This is a genomic window from Massilia sp. Dwa41.01b (assembly GCF_014171775.1).
GTDB lineage: Bacteria > Pseudomonadota > Gammaproteobacteria > Burkholderiales > Burkholderiaceae_D > Telluria.
In genome coordinates, this window is record NZ_CP050454.1 from 990,495 (window position 1) to 1,015,115 (window position 24,621).

Consider the following 24,621-nt stretch of genomic DNA (forward strand, 5'->3'; position numbering starts at 1 on the left):
GTTAAGCGAATTTCTGAACAGGGGGCGCGCGGGAGAAAATGCATGACGATACTGCTGAGTTGGAAGACGTTACCTGAAGATAATGAGAGGCGTTTAACTTTTTGTGAGGAAATTATTGTAACCGGGGCGGGTAATGGATGAGCAATGCAGGATGCACGGCGAATGAGCGGGACAAGCTCGACGGAAAAAATTGACTACGATTGAAATCCTGTTTCAATTTTCGATGCCGGATGAAATATCCTTTCAAACACCCATGAGCACCCGGCGACGCTGGATGGGCATACAGTAAATCCCGGCGGTATAATGGCCGCATGAATCTCCTTCACAACCTGAACCCTGAACAATTGGCCGCCGTTACGTTGCCTCCCCAAAGCGCACTCATCCTTGCCGGCGCCGGTTCGGGGAAGACTCGCGTCCTCACTACCCGCATCGCCTGGCTGATCCAGACCGGACAGGTCTCGCCCGCCGGCATCATGGCCGTGACGTTTACCAATAAGGCGGCGAAGGAGATGCTCACGCGCCTGTCAACCATGCTGCCGGTGAATACCCGTGGCATGTGGATCGGTACCTTCCACGGCCTGTGCAACCGCTTGCTGCGTACCCATTACCGCGACGCCGCGCTGCCGCAATCCTTCCAGATCCTCGATTCGCAAGACCAGCTGTCGATGATCAAGCGCATGCTGAAGGCGGCGAATGTCGACGATGAAAAATATCCGGCCAAGAACCTGATGTATTTCATCAATAACGCCAAGGACAATGGCCTGCGTGCCGGCCAGGTCGAGGCCTACGATCCGATCGAACGCAAGATGGTCGAGCTCTACGAGCTCTACGACCAGCAATGCCAGCGCGAAGGCGTGGTCGATTTCGCGGAATTGCTGCTGCGCTCGTACGAGCTGCTGTCGCGCAACGCGCCGCTGCGCCAGCACTACCAGATGCGCTTCAAGCACGTGCTGGTCGACGAGTTCCAGGATACCAACGACCTGCAATACAACCTGTTGAAACTGCTGGCCGGCCATGGCGAGGGTAGCGGCGGGGCGATCTTCGCCGTCGGCGACGACGACCAGAGCATCTATGCGTTCCGCGGCGCCAACGTCGGCAACATGCAGGCCTTCGAGCGCGACTTCCAGGTCAAGAACCTGATCAAGCTCGAGCAGAACTACCGCTCGCACGGCCACATCCTCGACAGTGCCAACTTCCTGATCGCCAACAACACCAAGCGCCTCGGTAAAAACCTGCGCACCGACGCCGGCCAGGGCGAACCGGTCCGCGTCTACGAGGCCTCGTCCGACCTGGAAGAGGCGCAGTGGATCATCGAGGAAGCAAAAAGCCTGATGGCCGAAGGCCTGGAGCGCAAGGAAATCGCCATCCTCTACCGCTCGAACGCGCAAAGCCGCGTCATCGAGCATGCGCTGTTCGCGGCCGGCATTCCCTACACCGTCTATGGCGGCCTGCGCTACTTCCAGCGCGCCGAGGTCAAGCACGCGATCGCCTACCTGCAGCTGATGGACAACCCGCACAACGATTCGGCCTTCTTGCGCGTGGTGAATTTCCCGACGCGCGGCATCGGCGTGCGCTCGATCGAGCAACTCCAGATGGCGGCCGATACCTATGGCGTTTCGCTGTACGCGGCCGTGCCCTACATGACCGGCAAGGCGGGGACCTCGCTGGGCGGCTTCGTGAAACTGATCGAAGGCGCGCGTTTCGAGACCCAGCAACTGGCGCTGCCGGAAATGGTGCGCGTCGTGCTCGAGCGCAGCAACCTGCTGACCCACTACGCCAACGAGAAGGAAGGCGCCGACCGCATCGAAAACCTCGAGCAGATGGTCAACGCCGCCACCCAGTTCGTGCAGGAAGAAGGTTTTGGGCAGTTCGCGCCGGCCCACCTCGGCCCGCCAGCCCAGGCCCAGGCCGGCGAGGCCGTCGTCTACCAGGACGGCATCGACATCCTCGAAGCCGACGCGCCACTGCCGTCGGTCATGTCGCCCTTGTCCGCCTTCCTTGCCCACGCCTCGCTGGAAGCAGGCGATGCGCAAGCCCAGGCCGGCCAGGACGCCATGCAGCTGATGACGGTGCACTCGGCCAAGGGCCTGGAATTCGACGCCGTATTCATCACCGGTCTGGAAGAGGGCCTGTTCCCGCACGAAACCAGCGCGCGCGAGGCGGACGGCGTGGACGAGGAACGGCGCCTGATGTACGTGGCGATCACCCGCGCCCGGAAGCGCCTCTACATGAGCTTTACCCAGCAGCGCATGCTGCACGGCCAGACCCGCTTCAACATGAAGTCGCGCTTCTTCGACGAGTTGCCCGAGGAAGCCCTGAAATGGCTGTCGCCGCGCGTGCAGAGCCACTGGTTCGCCAACAAGAAAGCCGCCACCGCCTGGGACGACGCTGCCTTCCGCAACGCCGGCAGCGACAATAAAATCGCCGCCCAGATCACCCAGAAGTCCGCCGGCAGCTCCGGCTGGCGCATTGGCGAGTCGGTCGCCCACGCCAAGTTCGGTGAAGGCGTGATCGTCAACATCGAAGGCGGCGCCGGCGCCGCCCGCGCCCAGATCAACTTCGGTGCGGCGGGCATGAAAGTGCTCGACCTGTCGGTGGCCAAGCTCGAGCGCATTTCACGCTAGCGCGAATGCGGCCGGTAAATGAGGCCGGGGCCTCATTCACGAAGCCGAAGGTTTCATTCACAAGGCCGGGCCCCCATGCACACGCCCGTAGGGTGGGCGGGGCCGCCGAGGCACCCGTGCTCGTGCCGCATGGTACGCATGAATATTCGGGAAGCTCCGCTTTGCCTGCGCTGGCAAATGGTGGTCTGGCGCCGTGCCGGACAAACAGGTTTTCTGGCGAATCCCCGCATCAGGCGTGCATGAATGTCCGCTGCACATCGGCAGGCAGGTTCTCGATCGCATAGCGCACGGTCGCGCGCTCCATTGATGCCAGGTGCTGGCGCAGGAAGGCCACTACCAGTCCCGGTTCGTATTTGCCGGCGACCTTCAGCACCCAGCCAATTCCCTTTTGCACGTAGGGGTCGCGATCGGCCAGCAGGCGCGCGCAGTTGGCGAATACACAGTCAAGATCGACATGCGCGCTACGGCCCACGAACTTGACGAGCGCAACGTTCGACGCGCGCCGGCACCACGGGCTGCTTGACTGTCCCCATGGGTAGATACGCTCCACGAGATGAGGGTGGCGCTTGAGGTAGGCATGGAGCGGCTTGATGCACAGGTCGTCGCATTGCGCCCAGTTGCCGACCGCGTTCTCGAGCCATGCCTGCACCCGTTCCAGCAGGCGCCCCTCATCGTCCAGGCGGGGCGCTAGCTTCGCGACCAGCGCCGACGCCAGCATGAGATGTTCGTGATACGCCTGCGATCGCGCGAAATGCTCCGCCAGCGCCAGCCAGTCGTCCGCCGACAGCGTCCGATGGCGCGCGAACGCCTGCGCGGCGATCCCGGTCACGCAGGCATTGGAGACGCCGAGCGCAGTGACCGGCGTGGGAAAGTAGCGCTGCAGGGACTGCGCCAGCTCCTCCGATGCGGCGGCCCGCAGTGCGCATTCGAGCTCGGCGACGATGACGTCGCTCATGCGACGGGCAATTCGGTTGCGCCACCCCCTGGCCGGGCAGGCGGACGCGCCAGCGCCAACCGCGCCAGGTAGCACAGGTTGGCAAGCACGAAGGGACCGAACACGAAAAGCATCAGGCCGGGACGGCTGGCCAGTATCGCCAGTTGCACGCGCGAGGTCTCGATCAGGTTCGGCTCCTGGTGCAGCGACATCGGTACCCCGGCCGCGAGTGCGTAGCCATAGTGCAGCGCGAACAGGATGAGCCCGGCACGCCGCATGCCCGCCAGCGCCACATAGGTATAGACACAGTACATGCCGACGGAAACGACGACAGCAATGAGGGGCGACAGGAAGGCCGTGATTGGCCCATAGCTGAAGAAGACCGCCGCCACCAGGTTGTTGCCCATGTTGTAGTGCCCCGGCATGTGCCCCGCGGGCGGAATCGACAATATCGCGATCAGGAGATAGGGTGTGAACAGGCATCCCGCAACGAGCGAGATGATTTTTCGCTTCGAATCACTGCGCATGGTGTCGCTCCATCGGGTCCCTTCGTGTGGCTGCGCCACATTCTCATGCCGGTGCCGGTGCTGGCCTGGACGGCAGCGCCCCAGGCATGTTATTCCGGCCTAGCCGCCGGCGTCCTCAAGCAGCTTGGCCAGTTCCTGGTAATCGTGTTGCCGCGCTATTTCCGACGCGCTGCGCCCTGTCCTGGCCTCAATGACCCTTGCCTTGGCGCCGCTCGCGATCAGTGCACGCGCAATGTCGCGCCCCTGCGTATCGCACACCTGCCGCGTCTGGGCGCAGCCGTCGGCCACGGTCAGCAGGACGCTCCTGATGCCGCCGTTGGGATCGACGCCGCGCTGCAGCAGCAAGCTGGCGACGTCAGCGCGCGCGTTGATCGCCGCAGAGTGAAGGAGAAACACCGCACCGGGATCGTTGGGGTCAAGTGGTCCGCGCGCGTCGAGCAGGGCTGTCAGCAGTTCGGGCAGGCGCTCGTGCGTCATGTGCATGCTGATATACGCCAGGTTGACGTCCGAGGCCACCGCTCCCCTGGCGATGAGATAGGCGATCACCTCGGTCGAGGTGGCGGCGCCCAGCGCACGGCTATGGTCGGCGGTTGGCGATGCGCCCGCTTCGACCAGCAAGCGGGTCATGGCGAGATTGCCCGTGGCCGCCGCATTCACCAGGAGGCCGTGCCCGATGTCCGGATCGCGTGCCAGGTCGGGCTTTGCGCGCAAGAGCCGCTCCAGTTCGGCGACTTTTCCCTGATGGACATACAAGGCCGCCTGATCCTTTGGCGGCTTGGTCAGCTCGTCGATCGCGACGCGTCCGAGCAGGTAGGGCACCGCAACAACCAGGCAGAGCGGGTTGCCGTCACAAAGCACCTTGTCGGCGCGCGCGGGGGCGGATACGAGCAGCGCGGCGGCCATGAGTGCAACCAGCCACGACGCTTTCAACTGTTTGTTTGCTTTCACGATCTTCCTGTCCGGTGGCGGTGTGCGGTCGACAGCAACATGGTCCGCGGCCACCTGGCGCGTGACCAGCGTTTCCGATCCAGCCTACATCCCGTCGATGCGCCTGGCCCGGTCACGCAACAACAGCATCGCCGTGCCGGCGTCGCGCACCCACAGGTAGGACTTGTCGTTCTCGCTCCGGTGCACATGGAGCTGCCCAGGATTGCAGCCGTGCCGCTTTGCGAAATCGTGCTTGTCGAAACCAGGCGGAACATGGGCGACGTCCTTGCGCGGCGCGCCATCCTTTTCGAAACGGTACAGGCAGGCGAAGGGCTCCTTCGCTCCCCACAGGTCCGCCTTCATCTGGCCGACCCAGACATCGCCCCAGTAGATGCGCAGGGTCTTGCGCTCGCGCGCTACCGGCCCCTGTGGTGTCGTGGCGACCCTGAACCGTTCGGCTTCGAGTGTGCGCACGAACTGCGTTGCGAATGCGTTCAGCGGGGCACCGGTGTAGTTCGACAGGTCAGGCATGTAATCTTGCGTTCGTAAAAGTGCACACAGTATATTTCGAACCGTTCTACCCTTGGCCGTGGCCGGCAGGTCCGGCCTTGCGATACCGTAGCCATCCGCCCACGCTCAGCAGCAGCGCCGTGAGCGCGCACATCGCGCCGCTCGCCAGCCTTTGCTGGCGATCCGTCAGCGCGCTGAAGATATCCAGCAAGGCATTGCTGCCGAAGACGGTGAGGTACAGCGCCCCGAGAGTCAGCAGCAGGGCAAGGGCGAGGACGAGAATGCGCATGGGTTTTCCGGGAGCCTTATTTACTGAGGTCGACGGGCCTGGAAGCGCCGTCCACCGGTTTGCCGAAAATCTGCCGGTACCCCGCATACATCGCGCACTGCAGCAGCAGGACGAACAGGAAGATCAGCCACATCAGCAGCACGCGTCCCAGTACCGAGCCGCCCATCAGGAGGGCGATCAGGAAGCAGAACAGCAGCAACAGCCCGAACCAGGCCAGCAGCAGCACCACGAACACGCGCGCACTCTTGAGTACGGCGAAGAAGCTGTAGAAGATGGCCTTGCCCGGCCCCATCTGCTGCCAGTAGATCAGCGGCGCGGCGAAGGACAGCGCGATCAGGACGCTCACGTTCAGGCTCGACAGCGCGAACATCTTGACGAGCTCCCACACCGCCACCTGCGGCACGTTCTTCGGGTCGACCGGCTGCGCGACCTGGCGCATCAGGTCGAGGTCGATGGCGGCGCGCGCAAGCAGGGTCAGCAGGATCGAGGCGGCCAGGTAGACCAGGCCGATCTTGCACAGCTGCCCCAGCACCGGCCAGCGAAAGCCGGTCAGCAGCACGGCCGGGGTGACGCGTTCGCCTTCCTCGATCATCAGGCAAGCCTTCATGAAGGCCATCGAGAACGAGGGCACCAGCACGATGGCGAGCAAGGGGCCGAGCAGCGGCACGGCACTGACCAGGATGCTGATCAGGATGTTCGCGAACAGCAGGGTGGTCAGCGCGGCGGGTTGTTTGCGGAACAGGCCGGTGCCCTGCTTGAGCCAGGTCCAGCCGGTGATTGCGGGCATGTTGTTCATTATCTAGGCCGCCAGGCTCGGGGCCGGGCTGGCAATACGGTCGCGCACGATGCGCTCGAATTGGGTGGGGTCGTGCGGCGTCAGCAATTGCGCCGCGCGCGGGGCGTGCAGGTCGTACAGGCGCGACAGCCAGAAACGCAGCGCCGCCGCGCGCAGCATCGCCTGCCAGGCGGCGCTTTCCGCCTCGGTGAAGGGGCGCACGGCGCGGTAGGCCGCCAGCAGGGCGTGCACGCGCGCCTCGTCGAGCCGGCTGCCGTCGGCGGCAATGCACCAGTCGTTGACGGTGACGGCCAGGTCGAACAGCCAGGTGTCGACGCCGGCGAAATAGAAATCGAAGCAGCCCGTCAGGCGTTCGCCGACGAACATCACGTTGTTGCGGAACAGGTCGGCATGCACGGGGCCGCGCGGTAGTTGCGCATAGCGCTCGGTGCCGGCAAAGTCGGCCTGGTACGCGACCTCGTCCTGCAGCAGGCGCGCCGTGTCTGCCGGCAAGTGCGGCAGCACCGGGCGCGGTGGCTTGCCACCAGTCGAGGCCGCGCAAATTCGGTTGCGCCAGCGGGAAGTCGCGCGCCGCCAGGTGCATGCGCGCGAGCATGGTGCCGACTTCGGCGCAGTGGACCGGCTGCGGATCCATCTGCGAGCTGCCGGCGAGTTTGCTGACGATGGCGGCCGGCTTGCCCTGCAGCGGCACGACCAGTTCGCCCTCGGCATTCGCGACCGGGGCCGGCACGGGAATGCCGCGCTCGGCCAGGTGGCGCATGAGCTGCACGTAGAAGGGCAGCTGGGAAAAATCCAGGTTTTCGAAGACGGTCAGCACGAACTCGCCGCGCTCGGTCGTCAGGAAAAAATTACTGTTGTCGATGCCGGAGGCGATGCCTTGCAGCGCCAGCGCCTGGCCAAGGGGAAACTGCTTGATCCACTGGGTGAGGTGCTCCAGTGTGACCGCGGTGAAAACTGCCATTATGGAAGTACAGGTTAAGGGTCGGACTGGCAGGCGCCAGGCGCCCGCGATTGGCAGCTTACTGCTGGGTAGATGGCAGCGGCGGCGGTGGCGGAACGTCGGCCGGCTTGCTCATCGGCACGGTGGCCGGCGGCACCTTGCCGGCGGGTGCGCCGCTGGCCGGGGTGCGCGGGGCCGCCGATGCGCCGGCCGGAGCCGCGCCAGGCGCCGTCGTGCCTGCCGCAGCGGCCGCCGCGTCGGCATCGGCCTTGGCTTTTTCTTCGCGTTGAGGTCGAATTCCATCACCTGCCATTGCGGCGCACGGAAGGCGCTGCTCTGGGCATCGCCCGCCTGCGCGTTGCCGGCTGCCTGGTTCGGACGCATGATGTAGTGACTCTTGCCGCTACGCACTTCGACTTCGGTGACCTGGCCGTTGTTGCGCTTTTCCTTGATCTGGGTACCGCGGCGCGGTTCGATGCGGGTGGCCGGCTCGTCGCTGCCACGCTCGATGGGCTCGGTTCCCGGCGGCTGGCCCGCCTGCTGGGCGCCTGCGGTGGCGGGCGTGGCAGTCGTCGGGTTGCCGGTCTGTGCGGCGGCCGTGCCGGCGCCGGCGAGCAGGGCGATCGTCAGGAGGCTCAAGCGGGGAAATGTGCGCAGCATGGTGGTCACCTTGTGTCGTTTAGACCATTGTAACAAACGGATACCGTTCCCTGTGAAAAGTGTCTGTTATTGACGCGGTCCAGCCCCACATACGGACTGTACAGGGAGTGCCCGCGTGCGCAGCCCTTGCACTTTCACCATGCCGGATTCTGCGATAATGCAGCCACCCTGGCTCGCCGCCGGCTCACCCATTTATTCCTATGCAAAATACCCTGCTGCTCGTTGACGGTTCCAGCTATCTTTATCGCGCCTTCCACGCGCTGCCCGACCTGCGCGGCCCCGACGGCCACCCGACCGGCGCGATGCACGGCATGGTCAACATGCTGCGCCGCCTGCGCGCCGACTTCCCGGCGGCCTATATCGCCTGCGTGTTCGATGCCAAGGGCAAAACGTTCCGCGACGACATGTACCCCGAGTACAAGGCGACGCGGGCATCGATGCCGGACGACCTGAGGAAGCAGATCGAGCCGATCCACGAAGTGGTGCGCCACATGGGCTGGCCGATCCTGACGGTCGAGGGTGTCGAGGCCGACGACGTGATCGGCACGCTCGCCGTGCAGGCCGCCGCCAAGGGCATGAACACGATTATTTCGACCGGCGACAAGGACCTGGCCCAGCTCGTCAACGACAAGGTCACGCTCATCAATACGATGAGCAACGAAAAACTCGACGAAGCCGGCGTGGTCGCGAAATTCGGCGTGCCGCCGAACCGCATCATCGATTACCTGACCCTGATCGGCGACACGGTCGACAACGTGCCGGGCGTGAACAAGTGCGGCCCGAAGACGGCGCTGAAATGGCTGGCGCTGCACGGCTCGCTCGACGGCGTGATCGAGAACGCCCATACCATTGGCGGCGCGGTCGGCGAGAACCTGCGCACGGCGCTGGAATGGCTGCCCCAGGGCCGTCAACTGATCACCGTCAAAACCGACTGCAACCTGATGGGCCATCTCGTGACGATCGAGGAAAGCCTGGTCGGCCGTCCGGAAGACAAGGATGCGCTGCGCGACTTCTTCCAGCGCTATGGCTTCAAGACCATGTTGCGCGAGCTGGGCAACCCGGCCCCCGGCACACCGGTACTGAATTCCCCGGAAGGCGCCCAGCGCTCGGACGATACGCTACCCGGCATGCCGATCATCAAGGGAGAATACGAGCTCGTGACCACCTGGGAGCAGCTCGACAAATGGCTGGCGCTGGCCGAGGCCGCCGAACTCACCTCGGTCGACACCGAAACGACCTCGCTCGACCCGATGACGGCGCAGATGGTCGGCATCTCCCTATCCGTGGAGGCGGGCAAGGGCGCCTACATCCCGGTGGCGCACCGCTACGCCGGCGTGCCGGAGCAATTGCCGCGTGAAGAGGTACTGGAACGCATGCGCGGCTGGCTGGAGAATCCGAGCAAACCCAAGCTGGGCCAGAACCTGAAGTACGACATGCACATCTTTAATAACCACGGCGTGACCCTGCGCGGCATCGTCCACGACACGCTCTTGCAGTCCTACGTGTTCGAGTCGCACAAGCCGCACGACATGGACACGATGGCGATGCGCCACCTCGGCTACACGACCATTCCCTTCGTGGACGTCTGCGGCAAGGGCGCGAGCATGATCTGCTTCGACCAGGTGGAACTGAACCGCGCCACCGAATACGCGGCCGAGGATTCCGACATCACGCTGCGCCTGCACCAGACCATGCTGCCGCACGTTCTGGAAGATGCCGGCCTGACCTATATCTACGAAAAAATCGAGCTGCCGACCCAGATCGTGCTGCAAACGATCGAGCGCAACGGCGTGCTGATCGACAGCGAAAAATTGCAGGCCCAATCGCGCGAGATCGGCGCGCGCCTGGTGGAACTGGAAGCGCAGGCCTATGAACTGGCCGGGGGCCCCTTCAACCTCGGTTCGCCGAAGCAGATCGGCGAGATCTTCTTCGGCAAGCTCGGCCTGCCGGTGATCAAGAAGACGGCCACCGGCGCGCCTTCCACCGACGAGGAAGTGCTGCAGAAGCTGGCCGAAGACTTCCCCCTGCCGAAAGTGCTGCTGGAACACCGCGGCCTGTCGAAGCTGAAGTCCACCTACACCGACAAGTTGCCGACGATGGTCAACCCGGCGACCGGCCGCGTGCACACCAATTATGCGCAGGCCGTGGCCATTACCGGCCGCCTGGCCTCGAACGACCCGAACCTGCAGAACATCCCGGTGCGGACAAGCGAAGGCCGGCGCATCCGCGAAGCCTTCATTGCCGCTCCGGGCAAGGTGATCGTCTCGGCCGACTACTCGCAGATCGAGCTGCGCATCATGGCCCATATCTCGGGCGACGAAGCCATGCTGCGCGCCTTTGCCGAGGGCGAGGACATCCACCGCGCCACCGCCGCCGAAGTGTTCGGCGTCGCGCCCGACGAAGTCGACAACCAGCAGCGCAGCTATGCCAAGGCGATCAACTTCGGCCTGATCTATGGCATGAGCGCCTTTGGCCTGGCGGCGCGCCTGGGGATCGAGCGCGCCGCTGCCGCCAGCTATATCGACCGCTATTTCGCCCGCTTCTCGGGCGTGAAGCAGTACATGGACGAAACGCGCCTGCAGGCCAAGGCGCGCGGCTATGTCGAAACCGTCTTCGGCCGCCGCCTGTGGCTGCCCGAGATCAATTCGCCGAACGGCCCGCGCCGCGCCGGTGCCGAACGCGCGGCGATCAACGCGCCGATGCAGGGCACGGCGGCCGACCTGATCAAGCTGGCGATGATCGCGGTGCAGGACTGGCTGGAGAGCGAAAAACTGGCCACGCGCATGGTCATGCAGGTGCACGATGAACTGGTGCTGGAAGTGCCGGAAGGCGAACTGGAACTGGTCAAGGGCAAGCTGCCGGAACTGATGGCGGGCGTGGCCCGGCTGAAGGTGCCGCTGGTGGCCGAGACCGGCGTGGGCAGCAACTGGGAAGAAGCGCACTAAAACGATAGCATCATCAATGCGGCAGTTGCCGCCAACTTGGGAAAAGGAGAGACAGGATGTTCAATCACGTCGTGATCGGGTCCAACGACATCGAACGCTCGAAACGCTTCTACGATGCGGTACTGGGCGTACTTGGAGCGGGCGAGGGAATGCGCAACCAGGCGCCGACCGGCCAGAGCCGGCTGTTCTACCGCCATGACGGCAACAGCCTCGGCATCACCCTGCCGATCAACGGCGAAGCGGCCACCTGCGCCAATGGCGCGACCATCGGCTTCAAATGCCAGTCGCCCGAGCAGGTCAGGCAGTTCCACGACACGGCTGTCGCCCATGGCGGCATCTCGATCGAAGATCCGCCGGGCCTGCGCGAGGGCAGCCTCGGCGCCATGCACCTGGCCTATGTGCGCGACCCGGACGGCAACAAGCTGTGCGCGGTGTACCGCGTGAAGTAAGCCCCAAAGAAAAGCCGGCGCCGTCTATGGGACGGGCGCCGGCTGCGCGAATCAAACGATGAGGGGAATCAGCGGCGGCGGCGGGCCATGCCCAGCGCGGCCAGCCCCAGCGCCATCAGGGGCAGCGCACCCGGCAGCGGTACCGGTACCGGCATGTCGACCTGCCCCTCGATCACGTCGTTCTGGCAGGTTTCGCCCCAGTGCAGCGCGTACGACGAGTAGCGCGCCAACTCGACCGACGAGAGCATGATGGTGAATTCCAGCGCCGCGTTCGGCGTGACCGTCCAGGTGCCCACCAGGCCCGTGTCCGTCACGGTGTTTGATGCCGTGTTCACGGCCGTCGCCTGGCCGTTGCGGTAGTAGCAGCTCACGCCCAGGCCGCAGCTCATGAAGGCTTCCGAACCCTTGGTGTTGGCGGCGTTCGTCGCGCCGTTCAGCTGGTAGAGCTTGAAGCTGCCGCCGGTGTTGCTGAAACGGTTGTCGAGGTGGAAGCCATAGGACCACAGCGTGCCATTCGCCGAATTGCTGCCTGCATGGTTCGCGTCGCCGCCGTAGGGGTTCCAGGTTTCGGCCAGGAACAGGTCGCCGTAAGCGATGCCGCCCTGGGCTGCCCAGGTATCCACGCCCGCGTGGCCGGCGAAATTGGTGGCGATGGCGATTTTCAGCTCGTTGCCGTTGCGCTCGATGGTGGCGCCATGGATGTCGAAGGTGCTGTTGCCGATGACGTCGCCGTAGCCGTGGGCGTCGCCGCCCCAGAAGGCACCGGCGCCGGTGTCGTTAATGACGCCCGCTTGCGCGCTGCCGGCGCAGAGAGCAATGGCAGCCAGCGCCGTCGTGATGATCTGTTTCATGATTTCCCTGGAATGTGATTTTTATAATCACTATTTCAAGCAGGAATCATGCCAATAATAAAGATTTGTTATAGATCAGGCACTTGCTTCCGGTTTCGTGCTTGGACAGGCCGCGACTGTAAAGTTTACCGTCACGGCGCCGCCTTCATGCTTCGCCCTCTTCCCCAGGCTGGGTAGGCGCAATGCGGATGCCGCGCCGTGCCAGGGCTTCGCGCAGCAGGAACTCGATTTCCGCGTTCACGCTGCGCAGGTCGTTCGCGGCCAGGCGCTGCAGTTGCTCCCACAGGTTGGGATCGATGCGCAGCGGGAAGGCCTTCTTGCCGGGACTTGCCATCAGGTTCTCGGTTCGGGGGCGTCAGTTGTACAGCGTGCCCGTATTGATGATGGGCTGTGCGTTCTGGTCGGAGCACAGCACGACCAGCAGGTTGCTGACCATTGCCGCCTTGCGCTCGGCGTCGAGCTCGACGATGTCGCGCTCGGCCAGCCTTTTCAAGGCGTCTTCGACCATCGCGACGGCGCCGTGGACGATGCGGGCGCGGGCGCTGATGATGGCCTGCGCCTGCTGGCGGCGCAGCATGACCTGGGCGATTTCCGGTGCGTAGGCCAGGTGGGTCAGCTTGGCGTCGACCGTTTCCACGCCGGCCGCTTCGAAGCGCGCCGTCAATTCGTTCATCAGGGCGTGCGCCACTTCGGCGGCACCGCCGCGCAGGGTCATTTCGTCGTCCTTCAAATCCTCGCCTTCGTCGTAAGCGTATTGCGCCGCCAGGTGACGCAGGGCCGCTTCCGCCTGGACAGCCACATAACGCTCGAAATCGTCGACCTCGAACATGGCCTGGGCGGTATCGCGCACGCGCCAGACGACGGCGGCGGCGATTTCGACCGGATTACCACGCTTGTCGTTCACTTTCTGCATCGGCATGTTCAGGTTGCGTGCCCGTACGGTGAGTTTGTGTTTGCGATAGAAGGGAAACGCCCAGCGCAGGCCTTCGCTGCGGTCGGTGCCGATGTAGCGGCCGAACAGGGTCAGCACGGCCGTTTCGTTCGGCTGCAGCATGTACAGGCCCGTGCACGCAAAAATACCGGCTGCAATCAGCACGATACCAGCAATGGAGGCCATGAAAGGGAGGGCCTGCTTTACTACCAGGACATTGAGCGAGAATCCGGCTGCGATGGCGAGCAGGCCACCGGCCAGGGCCAGATAGCCATTCACGGACGAAACGTGCACTTCCTGCCTGACATGCGTGGTCATGGTGGTGGACTCCCTATGTATATTAAAGTGATATCACTTTAAGATCATCGGGGCGATGTGTCAAGCAGGAAACTTCAACGGCTGTCACTGCCTGGCCGCCGTCGCAATCCAGGAGCGGATGATGCGCGCTCCTGGATTCGTTTATGCTGATTCTTTGCATGCGTGTCAGGAAGAGCAACCATGAAAACCCACAAGATCGCCGTGATCGCCGGCGACGGCATCGGCAAGGAAGTCATGCCCGAAGGCCTGCGTGCATTGCGCGCGGCAGCGGCCCGCTTCGGTATCGGGCTGGAATTGACCACCTTCGCCTGGGCCGATTGCGACTACTATGCGCGCCACGGCAAGATGATGCCGGACGACTGGAAGGAGCAGCTATCCGGCTTCGAGGCGATCTTCTTCGGCGCCGTCGGCTGGCCGGATACGGTGCCGGACCACATCTCGCTATGGGGCTCGCTGCTGAAATTCCGGCGCGAGTTCGACCAGTACGTCAACCTGCGCCCTGTGCGCCTGATGCCCGGCGTGCCATGCCCGCTGGCCAACAAGCAGCCGGGCGACATCGACTTTTATGTGGTGCGCGAAAACACCGAGGGCGAATACTCGTCGGTCGGCGGACGCATGTTCGAAGGCACCGAGCGCGAGCTGGTGCTGCAGGAAGCGGTGTTCACCCGCCATGGCGTCGACCGCATCCTGAAGTATGCCTTCGAGCTGGCGCGGCGCCGTCCGAAAAGGCACCTGACCGCGGCGACCAAGTCGAACGGCATCGCCATTTCGATGCCCTACTGGGACGAGCGCGTGGCCGCCATGGGCGAGCAGTACCCCGACGTCGAATGGGACAAGTACCACGTCGACATCCTGGCCGCGCGCTTCGTACTGTCTCCCGAGCGCTTCGACGTGGTGGTGGCCTCGAACCTGTTCGGCGACATCCTGTCCGACCTGGGCCCGGCCTGCGCCGGCACGATCGGCATCGCGCCTTCGGCCAACCTGAACCCCGAGCGCCGCTTCCCCTCGCTGTTCGAACCGGTCCACGGGTCCGCGCCCGACATCTACGGCAGGAACATCGCCAACCCGATCGCCATGATCTGGTCGGGCGCGATGATGTTCGAGTTCCTGGGGCAGGGCGACGAACGGTACACGCAGGCGCACGACGCCATCCTGCGGGCGATGGAACGCTGCCTGACCGGCGGGCCGCGCACGCCCGACATGGGCGGCAATGCCAGCACGACGGAGGTGGGCGAGGCGATTGCCGCCTACCTGGTGGCGGCGAGCTGAAGGTGCAGGCCGCCTCCGCTGGTCCGGCGAATCGTGCAGTTCGTCGCAAAAGGCGGCGGCGCCATGAAGCGCCTGCCTACAATGATTTCATTGTCCAACACTACCGGGAATTCATCATGCGCCGCCTTGCCCTCGTCCTTGCCTTGTCCCTTTCCTGCGCTGCCGCCTGCGCCGCCGAGCAGGTGCGTGCAGCCGCGCCCTTCACCTCGATCAGCGTGCAGGGGCCGATCAGCGTCACCGTGGATGCCGGCAAGGCGCAGACGATATTGGTGCGCGGCAACGACCGTTTCGTCAGTGGTCTCACCAGCGAAGTCGTGAATGGCGAGCTGCGCCTGGGCATGCGCGACAAGAACCTCTCCGCCGGCAAGGGCGAGCAGCGCGTGCTCGTCACGGTGCCGGCGCTGCGCGCCTTCAAGGCCGAAGGCGCGGGCGAAACCCTGCTCAACAACATACGCGGCGAGCGTTTCGACCTGAGCTACCGCGGCGCCGGGCGCCTGGTGATCAATGGCCAGGTCAAGTCGCTGAAGATGCGGGCCGAGGGCGTGGGCGAGGTCGATGCCAAGGCCCTGGTCGCGAACGAGGCCGACGTCCGCTTCCAGGGCATCGGCGACGTCAAGGTCCACGCGAAGGACAGGCTCGACACCGTCGTGCAAGGCATGGGCACGCTCACCTACTACGGCAAGCCGCGCAACATCAACAATTCTGTGCAGGGCATTGGCAGCGTCGATGCCGGCGACTGAGGGCGTTCGAAGACGTCCGCGGCAAGGACGATTGGACGCCCAAGGCCACTAATTTGTCCACGCGCGCCACTACCGCGCACCTCTCCCTGATTGACAATATTTTACGTAAAGGCGGCACAGCCGAAAGCGCTACGCAGTCGCGTCACGCCTGGCAGCTGGCCGTTTCTTTACGTAGCAGGATCCAGGGGCCGGTCGGCCGGGCGATCCATTCCAAGCCAATCCAGGAGACTTCAATGCAACGACTAAACAAAACGCGTTCATGCTGTGCCGCCTTGCTGCTGGCATGTGCCGGCCTTGCCGTATCAAACCAGGTACTTGCCGTCGAAAACGGTCCAGCCCCCAGCCTGGCGAGCATCCAGGCCGACGGGCCCTATGCCGTCTCCACCCAGACCGTGAGCGGCAGCGGCTTCGGCGGGGGCACCGTGTATTCGCCGAATACCGCCGGCAAGTACGCGGTCGTTGCGGTCTGCCCGGGCTTTACCGCCACCCAGTCCTCGATCGCCGCCATCAGCCGGCGCCTGGCAACCCATGGCTTCGTCGTCGTGACGATCAATACCACCAGCGTGTACGATTTCCCGTCCAGCCGCGCCAACCAGCTGCTGGCCGCGCTGCGCACCGTCACGGCGCTGGCGACCGGTCCGGTCGCGGGCAAGATGGACACGACCCGGCAAGGCGTTGCGGGCTGGTCGATGGGCGGCGGCGGCGCCATGCTGGCGGCGGGCATGACGCCGGGCCTGAAGGGAGGTGTCGCGTTTGCTCCCTGGAGCCAGTCCAACAACGTGAGCCGCTCGGCCGTGCCGATGGCCTACCTGGCCGGCACCGCCGATACCGTCGCCCCGGCCGGCAGCCACGCCAGCGTGTTCTACAACGCCACCCCGGCCACGACGAAGAAGCTGCTGGGCGTGATCACGGGCGCCGACCACAACTTCCCGAAAACGGCCAGCCAGCCGGCAAGCTATACCCAGGTCGCTTGGATGAAGCGCTTCCTCGACGGCGATACGCGCTATGCCCAGTTCCTGAAGGGCGATACGCGCTTCACGACCTTCCGCTCGACCGGGCCGTTCTGAGCCGGCGGCACGCGGCGCTGTCAATCCCAAGGCAAGCTGTCATACTGGAGCGAACATGACGAAGTCGAAGAAGTGGGTCGCTGCCGCGCTGGGCGTGGCGGCTTGCCTGGGGCTGGTCTTCCTGCTGGCGACTTTTGTCGCCGACAAGCCGGCCGCGCCTGCCGTGGCAAGCGTGGCCGGCAAAGGCCAGGTGCCGGTCGACGGCACCATGTACGGCCAGGCCTTGCCGGCCCCGGCAGCCTCGTGGCCCGATCTTCCCGGAGGCCAGCCAGCCATGGAGTCGCCGCTGAGCACGATGTCGCCGCCCCGGTTCGCCGCCGACAGGCAGGGCAGGCTGGTGTTTGACGCCGATACCCATGCCAATCTCGAGAAATTCCTGCTCGAACTGGATCCGAAGAGGAGGCAGGCGAACCTGGAGCGCATCGTGCAAGGCTTGCCCCCGCAGGCCGCCGGCGAGCTGAAAGTACTGCTGGGCCAGTTCGAGCAATACAGCAAAGCACTCGCCCATACCATCCCGCCCGATAACGCGCCGGAAACCGAGCAGGCCGGGCTCAAGCTGCTCGACCAACTGCATGCGCTGCGCGTGTCCTACCTGGGAGCGGACGCGGCCCAGGCCATGTTCGGCGCGGAGGAGGCAACGGCGCGCCGGCTGATCGCGCTGATGGCGGCGCAGGACGATCCGAACCTGACGCAGCAGCAGAAGGCGGAGCGGGCGCAGGAGCTCTTGCGCATGCAGAGTCCACCGGCTCCTCCGCCGCGCTGAGGGCGGACCTCCGGGCTCAGGCCTCGTAGCGGGCCTGGTACTGCTTGGGCGAAACGTCGAACCAGCGCCGGCAGGCACGGAACAGCGTGCCCTGGTCGGCGAACCCCAGCATGTAGGCGATTTCCCCGACCGAATAGCGGCGCTGCGCAAAATATTGCCGGGCCAGTTCGCGCCGGGTCTCGTCGAGTATCTTCTTGAAGGACGTGCCCTCGTCCTCCAGGCGGCGGCGCAAGGTGCGGTCGCCCAGGCACAGCAGCCTGGCAATGTCTTCGCGCCGGGGTTCGCAGCCGAGCAGCTTGCCGGCGATCAGGTCGCTCACCTTGCGGCTGATGCGCCGGTTGTCCAGGCGAATCAGGCGCTGGCCGGCGAACTGGGCATGGAACTTTTCCAGTGCCGGGTTATGCGTCGGCAGCGGCAGGCGCAGGTCGGCGGCGGACAAGACCAGCCGGTTGGCGGCGGCATCGAAGCGCACGGGGCTCTGGAAGGCTTCCTCGTAACGCCGCGGGTGCGCCGGTGGCGGGTAGTCGAACTCGACAAAGCGGGGCAGGATATCCCGTTGCGAAATCCAGCGCAGGAAAGACAGCAAGGTCAGCGTATCGAATTCGTAGCGCTGCCGCGGCACGCTGTCGCCGCCGCCGCACAGTGTCATCTCGATCGACACCGCGTCTCCTTCCTCGCGCAGCACCAGCGTCGCCGCTTCGCTGACGACGCGCAGGTAACGCACCAGGCATTCGAGGCTGGCCAGCAGGTTGGGGCAGGACATCATGGCATAGCCAATGACATCGAAGTTGGCGAGCGAAGAGGACGGGGGCCTGGACAAGGCGATCATGCAATTGCGGGAACGCTGCACCGCCAGGTTCCACAAACGGCTCACCTTTTCGGTTGGGCAGCGCATGTCGGGATTGTCCAGGTCCGCCAGGCACATCCCGGCCTCGCCGAACAAGTCCTGCACATCGAGTCCTTCGTGCTCGAACAATCCGCAGATGCCTTTGACCCAGGCTGCGGACGTGGTGCGATTGCTCATGTCCGTTCATTCGTCCAATCTGATCGTCATCGCGTCCGCCGGAATGGTCCGGTGGGGCGGTCACGCACCCTAGGCGGGTCGGTTAAGAACTCGTTAGCGACAGGCTCGCGAGGATCTTGCTGGAACCTTCGGGCACCGGAGACGTCAGGCGGGCGAGCGTGCCTGACACAGCGGTTGCGGCTCGAAAATATAGCGCATCGGGACTGAAAAAAGGACGGTCGTTTGTAAAAAAACCATGCACACGATCTGTTCGGCCGAAATCGATGCGCCCCGCATATTCGTACTCCTGCTGGGCAGTCATTCGTGAAGTTGCGCAAAGGCAACAGTAAACCGTTTCAGTTGTAATGAAACGTTTCAATGTACGCTGCTTAACTTATAAGTTGCCATGCGGAATGTTAGGATCTTTTCGACGCCGTGACAGGCGAAACATTTTGAAAGGTATCCCGTGCGTATTACCCCACTCCGTTCTACTCTCCTCCTCGGCGCGATCGCTGCGGCAACCCTGAGCGCCTGCGGCGGCGGTGGCGACAGCGGTAGCACGACGCCAACTCCGGTGTCGACCATGGGCACGCTCAAGGTCGGCCTGACCGACGCCCCGGCTTGCGGCTTCGACGCAGTCAATGTCAGCGTCAGCAAGGTACGCGTCAACAAGAGCGCCACCGCCGGCGAACTTGATGCCGGCTGGACCGAGATCGCCCTGGCGACGCCGAAGAAGATCAACCTGCTGAACCTGACCAACGGCGTGCTCGAGAACCTGGGCCAGACCACCCTCGAGGCCGGCCAATACAACCAGCTGCGCCTGGTGCTCGATACGGCGGCGAATGCCAACACGGTCGTGCCGACCGGCGGCACCGGCGAAAAGCCGCTCGAGACCCCGAGTGCGCTGCAAAGCGGCATCAAACTGGTGGGCGCCTTCAACGTGGAAGCCGGCCAGACCGCGGACGTCGTGATCGACTTCGACGCCTGCAAATCGGTCGTTACCCGTGGCGGCAAGGGCACCTACGCACTCAAGCCGGTCATCAAGATGCTGCCGGCCCTGGTCAACGGCATCGGCGGCTTTGTCAGCCCGGCGCTGCTGGCGCAAAACGTGACGGTATCGGCCCAGCAGAACGGCAGCATCGTCAGCGCGACCACGCCGAACGCGACCACGGGCGAATTCCTGCTCTCGCGCCTGGCGCCGGGCAACTACGATGTCGTCATCACCGCCGACAACAGCGCCGCAGCCGTGGTGGGCGCCGTGCCGGTTGCCTCGACCACCGGCAAGACCAACCTGAGCACCGCGGCCGCGCCCATCACGCTGGCGACCAGCACCATGGGCAGCATCGGCGGCACCGTCACCATGACGCCGCCGAGCAGCACTGAAGCCGCGTATGTGGCGGCCAAGCAGAGCTTCGGCACCGGTACCCCGGTGACCATCAAGTACCGGGCGCGGACCTGGCGACCGGTGCCTACACCATCGCCAACCTGCCGGTCGCCGCTCCCCGGTACGCGGCCTACAGCGCCACGCTGCCGCTGGCTTTCGAACCGGCTGCGAACGTCACCGCCGGTACCTACCGCGTGGACGCATCGGCGACCGGCTACACGGCCAAGTCGGTCGACGCCGTCAGCATCGCTACCGCCAACGCGACTGGCGTCAACTTCACGCTGACCCCGTAAATCAGGTCGGTAATAAAACAGCGCCCCGGCTGCCATTGCAGGCAGCCGGGGCGCTGTCGTTTGCGTTCCCAGCGGTCGAGCGGTGGCTCAGCGTTGCTTGCGGCGCCGCGTGGCAGCGGCGGCCAGCACGCCCAGGCCGAGCAGGGCCAGCGAGGCCGGTTCCGGGACTTCGCCTGCCGGGACCGTGGGCGTGATCCCGGTCTGGCGCAGGTAGCCCGAGGCGCCGCCGCACTCGACGTCGGTGGTCCAGCCGCAGCCGGCGCCGCCCATGCCGGCGTCGCTGTTGGCGGTGAAGACCGTGAACAGGCTGCCGCTCGAATCGAGGCCGACATGGTGTTCGGTGTCGTTCGCGTAGATGTAGCCGGACAGCAGGCCATCGCTTCCGAAGCGCAGGTCCAGTTCCAGCAGCGCGTCGGGTCCGTACCCGCTGTCGAAGCCGGTCCTGGACGAGTAGGACATCAGGCCGTCGCCGTTCTCGGCATCGAAGCTGTACGTCAGGCTGAGCAGGCCCTGCCGCGGGCGCTTGTGCGCGCCAAGGTAGTCGGCCAGGTTGAAGCTGAAGGCGCCGCTATTGACCGTGGCTTCGTCGAATTCGAGCTGCAGCGTGATGCCGCGCGGCGTTTCTTCGTTGGTCGGCTGCCATTCGTAGATGACGCCGGCGTGGCTGCTTGCGCAGAAAAGGCTGAGGCTGGCAGCGGCCAGCAAGGATTTGATGTTCATGGTATGGACTCCCGTTGTGGACAGGAATCGTTCTAGCAATTCCCGCGCCACCTGTCCGTACACCCTGGATTGCCGGGCTGTCTTGTTTGTCAACTGTTTATGACAACTGCCAGTTGTAAAGAATGTCGACAGTGCAACTTGCAGAGCGCCGAGGCAAATCTGCTGCCGGGCCAGGCCAGCCTTGCGGACGCACGATCGCTGCCTCGCTGTTAAGATAGTCAGCCTTACAACCTTGGACTGGAGGGATGCAATGAAGGATCTCGTACAGGATGGCGACAGCCTGCTCGCCGCCAGCAGTTTCGAAGACGGCGTCGACCGCCGCGTGTTCCTGAAAGCCGCCGTCGGCACCGGTTTTGCCGCCGCGGTGCTGCCGGTGGAAGCGCAAACCCTGGTCAAGACCGATACCGCCGGCCTGTCCGCCGCGGACCACATCATCGTCATCAACGGCCAGGACGTCCCCGTCTACCGCGCCCAGCCCGAGGGCAAGGAGAACCCGCCGGTCATCCTCGTCATTTCCGAGATCTTCGGCGTGCACGAGCACATCAAGGACGTTGCGCGCCGCTTCGCCAGGCAGGGCTACATGGCCGTCGCACCCGACCTGTTCGTGCGCGCGGGGGACGCCGGCAAGGTGCCGAACATCGCCGACCTGATGAAGAACATCGTGTCGCAGACGCCGGACGCGCAGGTGATGTCGGACCTCGACACCGTCGTTACCTGGGCAAGGCAGCGCGGCGGCAATACCGAGAAGCTCGGCATCACCGGCTTTTGCTGGGGCGGACGCATCACCTGGCTGTATGCAAGCCATAACCCGAAGGTCAAGGCGGGCGTGGCCTGGTACGGCCGCCTGGTAGGCGAGGCCACGGCCAACTCGCCGAAACACCCGATCGACATCGCGCAGAACCTGAAGGTGCCGGTGCTGGGCCTGTACGGCGCCAGGGACACCGGCATTCCACTGGAATCGGTCGAGCGCATGAAGGCGGCACTGGCCAAGGGCAACAGCAAGTCCGAGTTCGTGGTCTACCCGGATGCCGGACACGCGTTCCATGCCGACTACCGTCCGAGCTTCGTCGAGGCAGACGCGAAGGATGGCTGGCGGCGTGCGCTGGACTGGTTCAAGGGGCACGGCGTCGTGTAATCGAGCCCGCGTAGCGGCCTGGAGCGGTACAATGCCCGGTTTGCCACACGACGCACGATCCGGCGATCCCCGGAAAACCGACGCGCAGCAGGTTTGCCGGGGTTTGCAAAGTTAGAGGTTTCCAAATCGACCCGATTCTCATTTCCATCCTGCTGGCGACCCTGATCGCCGGCGTCGTCAGCATCTCGGCCGCGGCTGTCTTCAGTTTCACGCTGCTCTCCAAAATGGTGGAGCGGCTGGTGAGCCTGTCCGTCGGGATCATGCTGTCGACCTCCCTGCTGCATGCCTTGCCCGAGGCCTTCGAGTCCGGCGCCAGCCCGCACAAGCTGTTCGCGACGCTGCTGGCCGGGCTGCTGGTCTTCTTCATGCTGGAGAAGCTGGCGCTGCTGCGCCATTCGCACCACCACGAGGGCGATGGCCACCACCACGCCCACGGCCACGATGCGCGGGAAGCGGGCAAGTCGGGCTGGATGATCCTGATCGGCGACGGCATGCACAACTTCACGGACGGCATCCTGATCGCAGCGGCCTTCCTCGCCAACCCGGAACTGGGCATCGTCACCGCGCTGGCCATCGTCGCCCACGAAATCCCGACCGAGATCGGCGACTTCATCGTGCTGCTCAATGCCGGCTTCTCGCGCATGCGGGCGTATGTCTTCAACCTGCTGTGCAGCCTGCTGGCGGTGGCCGGCGGCCTGCTCGGCTACTACACCCTCGACCGCGCCAGCGGCCTGATTCCCTACGTGCTGGTATTCGCCTCGTCGGGCTTCATCTACATCGCCGTGAGCGACCTGATGCCGCAGATGCAGAGGAGGGCGACGGTGAAGGAGTCGATTCCGCAGGTGCTGCTGATCGGACTTGGCGTTATCATCGTGCTGTTCCTGACCGGGCACTAAGGGCTGTCGTTCCACGCTGCTCCGGTCGTGCCGACGAGAGGAGCGTGCCATGCACAGCTATCGCTGGATGCCCGAATCGGGTACTGGACTGGAGCACCTCGTCGTGCGCCGCGATGGCGACACGATCACCGCCCAGGGCGTGGTGATCGGCAGCGAGGGCGGCGCCAATTTTGGCGCACGCTATGCCATCGAATGCGATGGCGAATGGCGGGTGCGCCATGCCGTCATCGAGGTCGCCGGCGGCGCGCGCCTGGCGCTGTTTGCCGACGGTGCCGGCCACTGGCGCGGCCAGGATGGCGCGACCACGGCGGCGCTGGACGGTTGCATCGACATCGACCTGACCGCCAGCTGCTTTACCAATACCTTGCCGATCCGCCGCCTCGGCGCCGCGCTGACCGAACGGCAGCCGATCGACGTCGCCTGGGTCTGGATACCGGAGCTGCGGGTGGAAAAGGCCCGCCAGGCCTACACCCGCCTGGACGACGCGCGGGTGCGCTTCGAGAGCGTCGGAACGGGTTTCCAGGCCGACCTGACGGTCGACGGGGACGGGTTTGTGCTTGATTACCCTGGATTGTTCCGGCGCACCGGGTGACGTCCACATGCCAAGGCATTGCCGTTGGTATGGCTCCGCGTGGCAGTGCGGCATGCGACCGTACGACCGCGTGGGCTCAAGAGCCCACCCTGCCTATCGCCGAACTCCATACGTGAGGTGCGCATACCACCGCCCGTAGGGTGGGCTCTCGAGCCCACGCGGTACGGCATTCGATCAGTCGAAACCGATGAAAATCATCGATCCCCGGTCGCTACCGGCCGCCCCGGATCGCTGCACCACTCGCTCCACGACCCCGGATACAGGGCCGCTCCCGGCATCCCCGCCACTTCCAGCGCCAGCAGATTGTGGCAAGCCGTCACCCCCGACCCGCACTGCATGATCGCGTCCTTCGGGTCGCTGATCACGGCACCGAACTCCTCGCGCAGCTGCTCTGGTGCCTTGAAACGGCCGTCGCCCTGCAGGTTGTCCTTGAAGAAGCGGTTACGCGCGCCCGGGATATGCCCGCCGACCGGATCGATGGTCTCGTTCTCGCCGCGAAAACGGTCGGCCGCGCGGGCGTCGATCACGGTGCGTTTCGCGCTCTCGATGTTCTCCAGCACCTCGGCCACCGTCACCGTCGGTACGAAGGGCGCGCGCGCCGCGATGCCGCCGGCGGCGCGCGGTTCGGGCGGATCGTTCGACAGCGGGTGTCCCAGCGCCTGCCAGGCCGGCAGGCCGCCGCCATCGAGCACGGCCGAGGCCTCGTGGCCGATCCAGCGCAGCAGCCACCACAGGCGCGCCGCGTACATGCCGCCGTGGGCGTCGTAGGCGACGACCTGCGTCGTGTCGCCCACGCCCCAGCGGCGCAGCGTCGACACGAAAGCGTCCTTGTCAGGCAGCGGGTGGCGTCCGCGGAAGACGCCGTCCTCGCCGCGCTTGGGGCCGGCCAGTTCCGTCTCCATGTCGGCGAACAGGGCATGGGGCAGGTGGCCGGCGGCATAGGCGGCGCGGCCGGCGGTCAGGTTGACGAGGTCATGGCGGCAGTCCACCAGGACCCAGTCCGGGTCGTCGATGTGCTGTGCCAGGTCTGAAGCGGAGATCAGAGTGGTGTACATGTG

24 protein-coding genes and 1 pseudogene are annotated in these 24,621 nt (G+C 64.9%); 11 read left to right on the forward strand and 14 right to left on the reverse strand.

Annotated elements, in window-relative coordinates; translation table 11 throughout:
• The first annotated feature begins 311 nt into the window (after positions 1–311).
• Positions 312–2,624, forward strand: coding sequence for a UvrD-helicase domain-containing protein (locus G4G28_RS04525; protein WP_182991006.1), 2,313 nt, complete (start codon positions 312–314; stop codon positions 2,622–2,624).
• A gap of 229 nt (positions 2,625–2,853) precedes the next feature.
• Here G4G28_RS04525 and G4G28_RS04530 read toward each other — a convergent pair whose 3' ends face one another.
• The 8 genes and pseudogenes from G4G28_RS04530 to G4G28_RS04565 all read right to left on the reverse strand — a co-directional run bounded on the left by G4G28_RS04530 (position 2,854) and on the right by G4G28_RS04565 (position 8,207).
• Positions 2,854–3,579 (reverse strand): DNA alkylation repair protein, encoded by a 726-nt coding sequence (locus tag G4G28_RS04530; RefSeq protein WP_182991007.1) that lies wholly within the window; start codon positions 3,577–3,579, stop codon positions 2,854–2,856.
• On the reverse strand, positions 3,576–4,085 hold the full coding sequence (locus G4G28_RS04535; RefSeq protein WP_182991008.1) for a hypothetical protein: 510 nt from the start codon (positions 4,083–4,085) through the stop codon (positions 3,576–3,578). The genes G4G28_RS04530 and G4G28_RS04535 overlap by 4 nt, the downstream gene beginning before the upstream one ends.
• A 99-nt stretch (positions 4,086–4,184) precedes the next feature.
• Positions 4,185–5,033, reverse strand: a complete 849-nt coding sequence (locus tag G4G28_RS04540; RefSeq protein ID WP_182991009.1) for an ankyrin repeat domain-containing protein — start codon at positions 5,031–5,033, stop codon at positions 4,185–4,187.
• 84 nt (positions 5,034–5,117) lie between these two features.
• The gene (locus G4G28_RS04545; protein WP_182991010.1) at positions 5,118–5,543 is read right to left on the reverse strand and encodes a hypothetical protein; all 426 of its coding nucleotides are present in this window, start codon (positions 5,541–5,543) and stop codon (positions 5,118–5,120) included.
• A 46-nt stretch (positions 5,544–5,589) separates the two neighbouring features.
• Entirely contained in the window at positions 5,590–5,811 is a 222-nt protein-coding gene (locus G4G28_RS04550) for a hypothetical protein (RefSeq protein ID WP_182991011.1), read from the reverse strand.
• Positions 5,812–5,827: 16 nt separating this feature from the next.
• Positions 5,828–6,598, reverse strand: a complete 771-nt coding sequence (locus G4G28_RS04555; RefSeq protein WP_229425456.1) for a BPSS1780 family membrane protein — start codon at positions 6,596–6,598, stop codon at positions 5,828–5,830.
• 12 nt (positions 6,599–6,610) lie between these two features.
• A pseudogene (locus G4G28_RS04560) lies at positions 6,611–7,568 on the reverse strand (homoserine kinase).
• A 111-nt stretch (positions 7,569–7,679) separates the two neighbouring features.
• Positions 7,680–8,207 (reverse strand): DUF2782 domain-containing protein, encoded by a 528-nt coding sequence (locus tag G4G28_RS04565; protein ID WP_229507892.1) that lies wholly within the window; start codon positions 8,205–8,207, stop codon positions 7,680–7,682.
• 200 nt (positions 8,208–8,407) lie between these two features.
• Here G4G28_RS04565 and polA point away from each other — a divergent pair, with 200 nt between their 5' ends.
• Together polA and G4G28_RS04575 are read left to right on the forward strand one after the other, a co-directional pair.
• On the forward strand, positions 8,408–11,152 hold the full coding sequence (gene polA, locus G4G28_RS04570) for a DNA polymerase I (protein ID WP_182991014.1): 2,745 nt from the start codon (positions 8,408–8,410) through the stop codon (positions 11,150–11,152).
• A 56-nt stretch (positions 11,153–11,208) separates the two neighbouring features.
• The gene (locus G4G28_RS04575) at positions 11,209–11,601 is read left to right on the forward strand and encodes a VOC family protein (protein WP_182991015.1); all 393 of its coding nucleotides are present in this window, start codon (positions 11,209–11,211) and stop codon (positions 11,599–11,601) included.
• Between the two features lie 68 nt (positions 11,602–11,669).
• Here G4G28_RS04575 and G4G28_RS04580 read toward each other — a convergent pair whose 3' ends face one another.
• From G4G28_RS04580 to G4G28_RS04590, 3 genes are all read right to left on the reverse strand, one after another.
• Positions 11,670–12,452: a VPLPA-CTERM sorting domain-containing protein gene (locus tag G4G28_RS04580; RefSeq protein WP_182991016.1), complete on the reverse strand. Its 783-nt coding sequence runs from the start codon at positions 12,450–12,452 to the stop codon at positions 11,670–11,672.
• A 145-nt stretch (positions 12,453–12,597) separates the two neighbouring features.
• Positions 12,598–12,786, reverse strand: coding sequence for a hypothetical protein (locus G4G28_RS04585; protein WP_182991017.1), 189 nt, complete (start codon positions 12,784–12,786; stop codon positions 12,598–12,600).
• A 21-nt stretch (positions 12,787–12,807) separates the two neighbouring features.
• The gene (locus tag G4G28_RS04590; protein WP_182991018.1) at positions 12,808–13,701 is read right to left on the reverse strand and encodes an SPFH domain-containing protein; all 894 of its coding nucleotides are present in this window, start codon (positions 13,699–13,701) and stop codon (positions 12,808–12,810) included.
• Positions 13,702–13,881: 180 nt separating this feature from the next.
• Here G4G28_RS04590 and G4G28_RS04595 point away from each other — a divergent pair, with 180 nt between their 5' ends.
• The 4 genes from G4G28_RS04595 to G4G28_RS04610 all read left to right on the forward strand — a co-directional run bounded on the left by G4G28_RS04595 (position 13,882) and on the right by G4G28_RS04610 (position 17,540).
• Entirely contained in the window at positions 13,882–14,970 is a 1,089-nt protein-coding gene (locus G4G28_RS04595) for a tartrate dehydrogenase (RefSeq protein ID WP_182991019.1), read from the forward strand.
• Positions 14,971–15,086: 116 nt separating this feature from the next.
• A complete protein-coding gene (locus G4G28_RS04600) occupies positions 15,087–15,710 on the forward strand; it encodes a GIN domain-containing protein (RefSeq protein WP_182991020.1) in 624 nt (207 codons plus the stop codon).
• 233 nt (positions 15,711–15,943) lie between these two features.
• Positions 15,944–16,777 carry a dienelactone hydrolase family protein gene (locus G4G28_RS04605; RefSeq protein ID WP_182991021.1) on the forward strand — a complete coding sequence of 278 codons (834 nt, stop codon included), beginning with the start codon at positions 15,944–15,946 and terminating at the stop codon, positions 16,775–16,777.
• Between the two features lie 55 nt (positions 16,778–16,832).
• Positions 16,833–17,540 carry a lipase secretion chaperone gene (locus G4G28_RS04610; RefSeq protein ID WP_182991022.1) on the forward strand — a complete coding sequence of 236 codons (708 nt, stop codon included), beginning with the start codon at positions 16,833–16,835 and terminating at the stop codon, positions 17,538–17,540.
• A gap of 16 nt (positions 17,541–17,556) precedes the next feature.
• On the opposite strand, the gene G4G28_RS04615 is transcribed toward G4G28_RS04610, so the two are convergent.
• On the reverse strand, positions 17,557–18,564 hold the full coding sequence (locus G4G28_RS04615; RefSeq protein WP_182991023.1) for an AraC family transcriptional regulator: 1,008 nt from the start codon (positions 18,562–18,564) through the stop codon (positions 17,557–17,559).
• 445 nt (positions 18,565–19,009) lie between these two features.
• Here G4G28_RS04615 and G4G28_RS04620 point away from each other — a divergent pair, with 445 nt between their 5' ends.
• The gene (locus G4G28_RS04620) at positions 19,010–20,212 is read left to right on the forward strand and encodes a DUF4382 domain-containing protein (RefSeq protein ID WP_229507893.1); all 1,203 of its coding nucleotides are present in this window, start codon (positions 19,010–19,012) and stop codon (positions 20,210–20,212) included.
• A gap of 95 nt (positions 20,213–20,307) precedes the next feature.
• Here the strand turns inward: G4G28_RS04620 and G4G28_RS24680 are convergent, their stop codons facing one another.
• Positions 20,308–20,940, reverse strand: coding sequence for a PEP-CTERM sorting domain-containing protein (locus G4G28_RS24680; RefSeq protein WP_202033872.1), 633 nt, complete (start codon positions 20,938–20,940; stop codon positions 20,308–20,310).
• Positions 20,941–21,190: 250 nt separating this feature from the next.
• Here G4G28_RS24680 and G4G28_RS04630 point away from each other — a divergent pair, with 250 nt between their 5' ends.
• The 3 genes from G4G28_RS04630 to G4G28_RS04640 all read left to right on the forward strand — a co-directional run bounded on the left by G4G28_RS04630 (position 21,191) and on the right by G4G28_RS04640 (position 23,563).
• Positions 21,191–22,075, forward strand: coding sequence for a dienelactone hydrolase family protein (locus G4G28_RS04630; protein WP_182991025.1), 885 nt, complete (start codon positions 21,191–21,193; stop codon positions 22,073–22,075).
• A gap of 161 nt (positions 22,076–22,236) precedes the next feature.
• Positions 22,237–22,971, forward strand: coding sequence for a ZIP family metal transporter (locus G4G28_RS04635; RefSeq protein WP_182991718.1), 735 nt, complete (start codon positions 22,237–22,239; stop codon positions 22,969–22,971).
• Between the two features lie 49 nt (positions 22,972–23,020).
• Positions 23,021–23,563: a putative glycolipid-binding domain-containing protein gene (locus G4G28_RS04640; RefSeq protein ID WP_183108085.1), complete on the forward strand. Its 543-nt coding sequence runs from the start codon at positions 23,021–23,023 to the stop codon at positions 23,561–23,563.
• A 194-nt stretch (positions 23,564–23,757) separates the two neighbouring features.
• Here G4G28_RS04640 and G4G28_RS04645 read toward each other — a convergent pair whose 3' ends face one another.
• Positions 23,758–24,618: a sulfurtransferase gene (locus G4G28_RS04645; RefSeq protein WP_183108086.1), complete on the reverse strand. Its 861-nt coding sequence runs from the start codon at positions 24,616–24,618 to the stop codon at positions 23,758–23,760.
• Positions 24,619–24,621 lie beyond the last annotated feature (3 nt).

Excerpts from the sequence above, each read along its gene's own strand:
- G4G28_RS04525 (WP_182991006.1), top strand. The coding sequence starts at position 312 with ATGAATCTCCTTCACAACCTGAACCCTGAACAATTGGCCGCCGTTACG.
- G4G28_RS04530 (WP_182991007.1), bottom strand. The coding sequence starts at position 3,579 with ATGAGCGACGTCATCGTCGCCGAGCTCGAATGCGCACTGCGGGCCGCC.
- G4G28_RS04535 (WP_182991008.1), bottom strand. The coding sequence starts at position 4,085 with ATGCGCAGTGATTCGAAGCGAAAAATCATCTCGCTCGTTGCGGGATGC.
- G4G28_RS04545 (WP_182991010.1), bottom strand. The coding sequence starts at position 5,543 with ATGCCTGACCTGTCGAACTACACCGGTGCCCCGCTGAACGCATTCGCA.
- G4G28_RS04550 (WP_182991011.1), bottom strand. The coding sequence starts at position 5,811 with ATGCGCATTCTCGTCCTCGCCCTTGCCCTGCTGCTGACTCTCGGGGCG.
- G4G28_RS04555 (WP_229425456.1), bottom strand. The coding sequence starts at position 6,598 with ATGCCCGCAATCACCGGCTGGACCTGGCTCAAGCAGGGCACCGGCCTG.
- G4G28_RS04565 (WP_229507892.1), bottom strand. The coding sequence starts at position 8,207 with ATGCTGCGCACATTTCCCCGCTTGAGCCTCCTGACGATCGCCCTGCTC.
- polA (WP_182991014.1), top strand. The coding sequence starts at position 8,408 with ATGCAAAATACCCTGCTGCTCGTTGACGGTTCCAGCTATCTTTATCGC.
- G4G28_RS04575 (WP_182991015.1), top strand. The coding sequence starts at position 11,209 with ATGTTCAATCACGTCGTGATCGGGTCCAACGACATCGAACGCTCGAAA.
- G4G28_RS04580 (WP_182991016.1), bottom strand. The coding sequence starts at position 12,452 with ATGAAACAGATCATCACGACGGCGCTGGCTGCCATTGCTCTCTGCGCC.
- G4G28_RS04585 (WP_182991017.1), bottom strand. The coding sequence starts at position 12,786 with ATGGCAAGTCCCGGCAAGAAGGCCTTCCCGCTGCGCATCGATCCCAAC.
- G4G28_RS04590 (WP_182991018.1), bottom strand. The coding sequence starts at position 13,701 with ATGACCACGCATGTCAGGCAGGAAGTGCACGTTTCGTCCGTGAATGGC.
- G4G28_RS04595 (WP_182991019.1), top strand. The coding sequence starts at position 13,882 with ATGAAAACCCACAAGATCGCCGTGATCGCCGGCGACGGCATCGGCAAG.
- G4G28_RS04600 (WP_182991020.1), top strand. The coding sequence starts at position 15,087 with ATGCGCCGCCTTGCCCTCGTCCTTGCCTTGTCCCTTTCCTGCGCTGCC.
- G4G28_RS04605 (WP_182991021.1), top strand. The coding sequence starts at position 15,944 with ATGCAACGACTAAACAAAACGCGTTCATGCTGTGCCGCCTTGCTGCTG.
- G4G28_RS04610 (WP_182991022.1), top strand. The coding sequence starts at position 16,833 with ATGACGAAGTCGAAGAAGTGGGTCGCTGCCGCGCTGGGCGTGGCGGCT.
- G4G28_RS04615 (WP_182991023.1), bottom strand. The coding sequence starts at position 18,564 with ATGAGCAATCGCACCACGTCCGCAGCCTGGGTCAAAGGCATCTGCGGA.
- G4G28_RS24680 (WP_202033872.1), bottom strand. The coding sequence starts at position 20,940 with ATGAACATCAAATCCTTGCTGGCCGCTGCCAGCCTCAGCCTTTTCTGC.
- G4G28_RS04630 (WP_182991025.1), top strand. The coding sequence starts at position 21,191 with ATGAAGGATCTCGTACAGGATGGCGACAGCCTGCTCGCCGCCAGCAGT.
- G4G28_RS04640 (WP_183108085.1), top strand. The coding sequence starts at position 23,021 with ATGCACAGCTATCGCTGGATGCCCGAATCGGGTACTGGACTGGAGCAC.
- G4G28_RS04645 (WP_183108086.1), bottom strand. The coding sequence starts at position 24,618 with ATGTACACCACTCTGATCTCCGCTTCAGACCTGGCACAGCACATCGAC.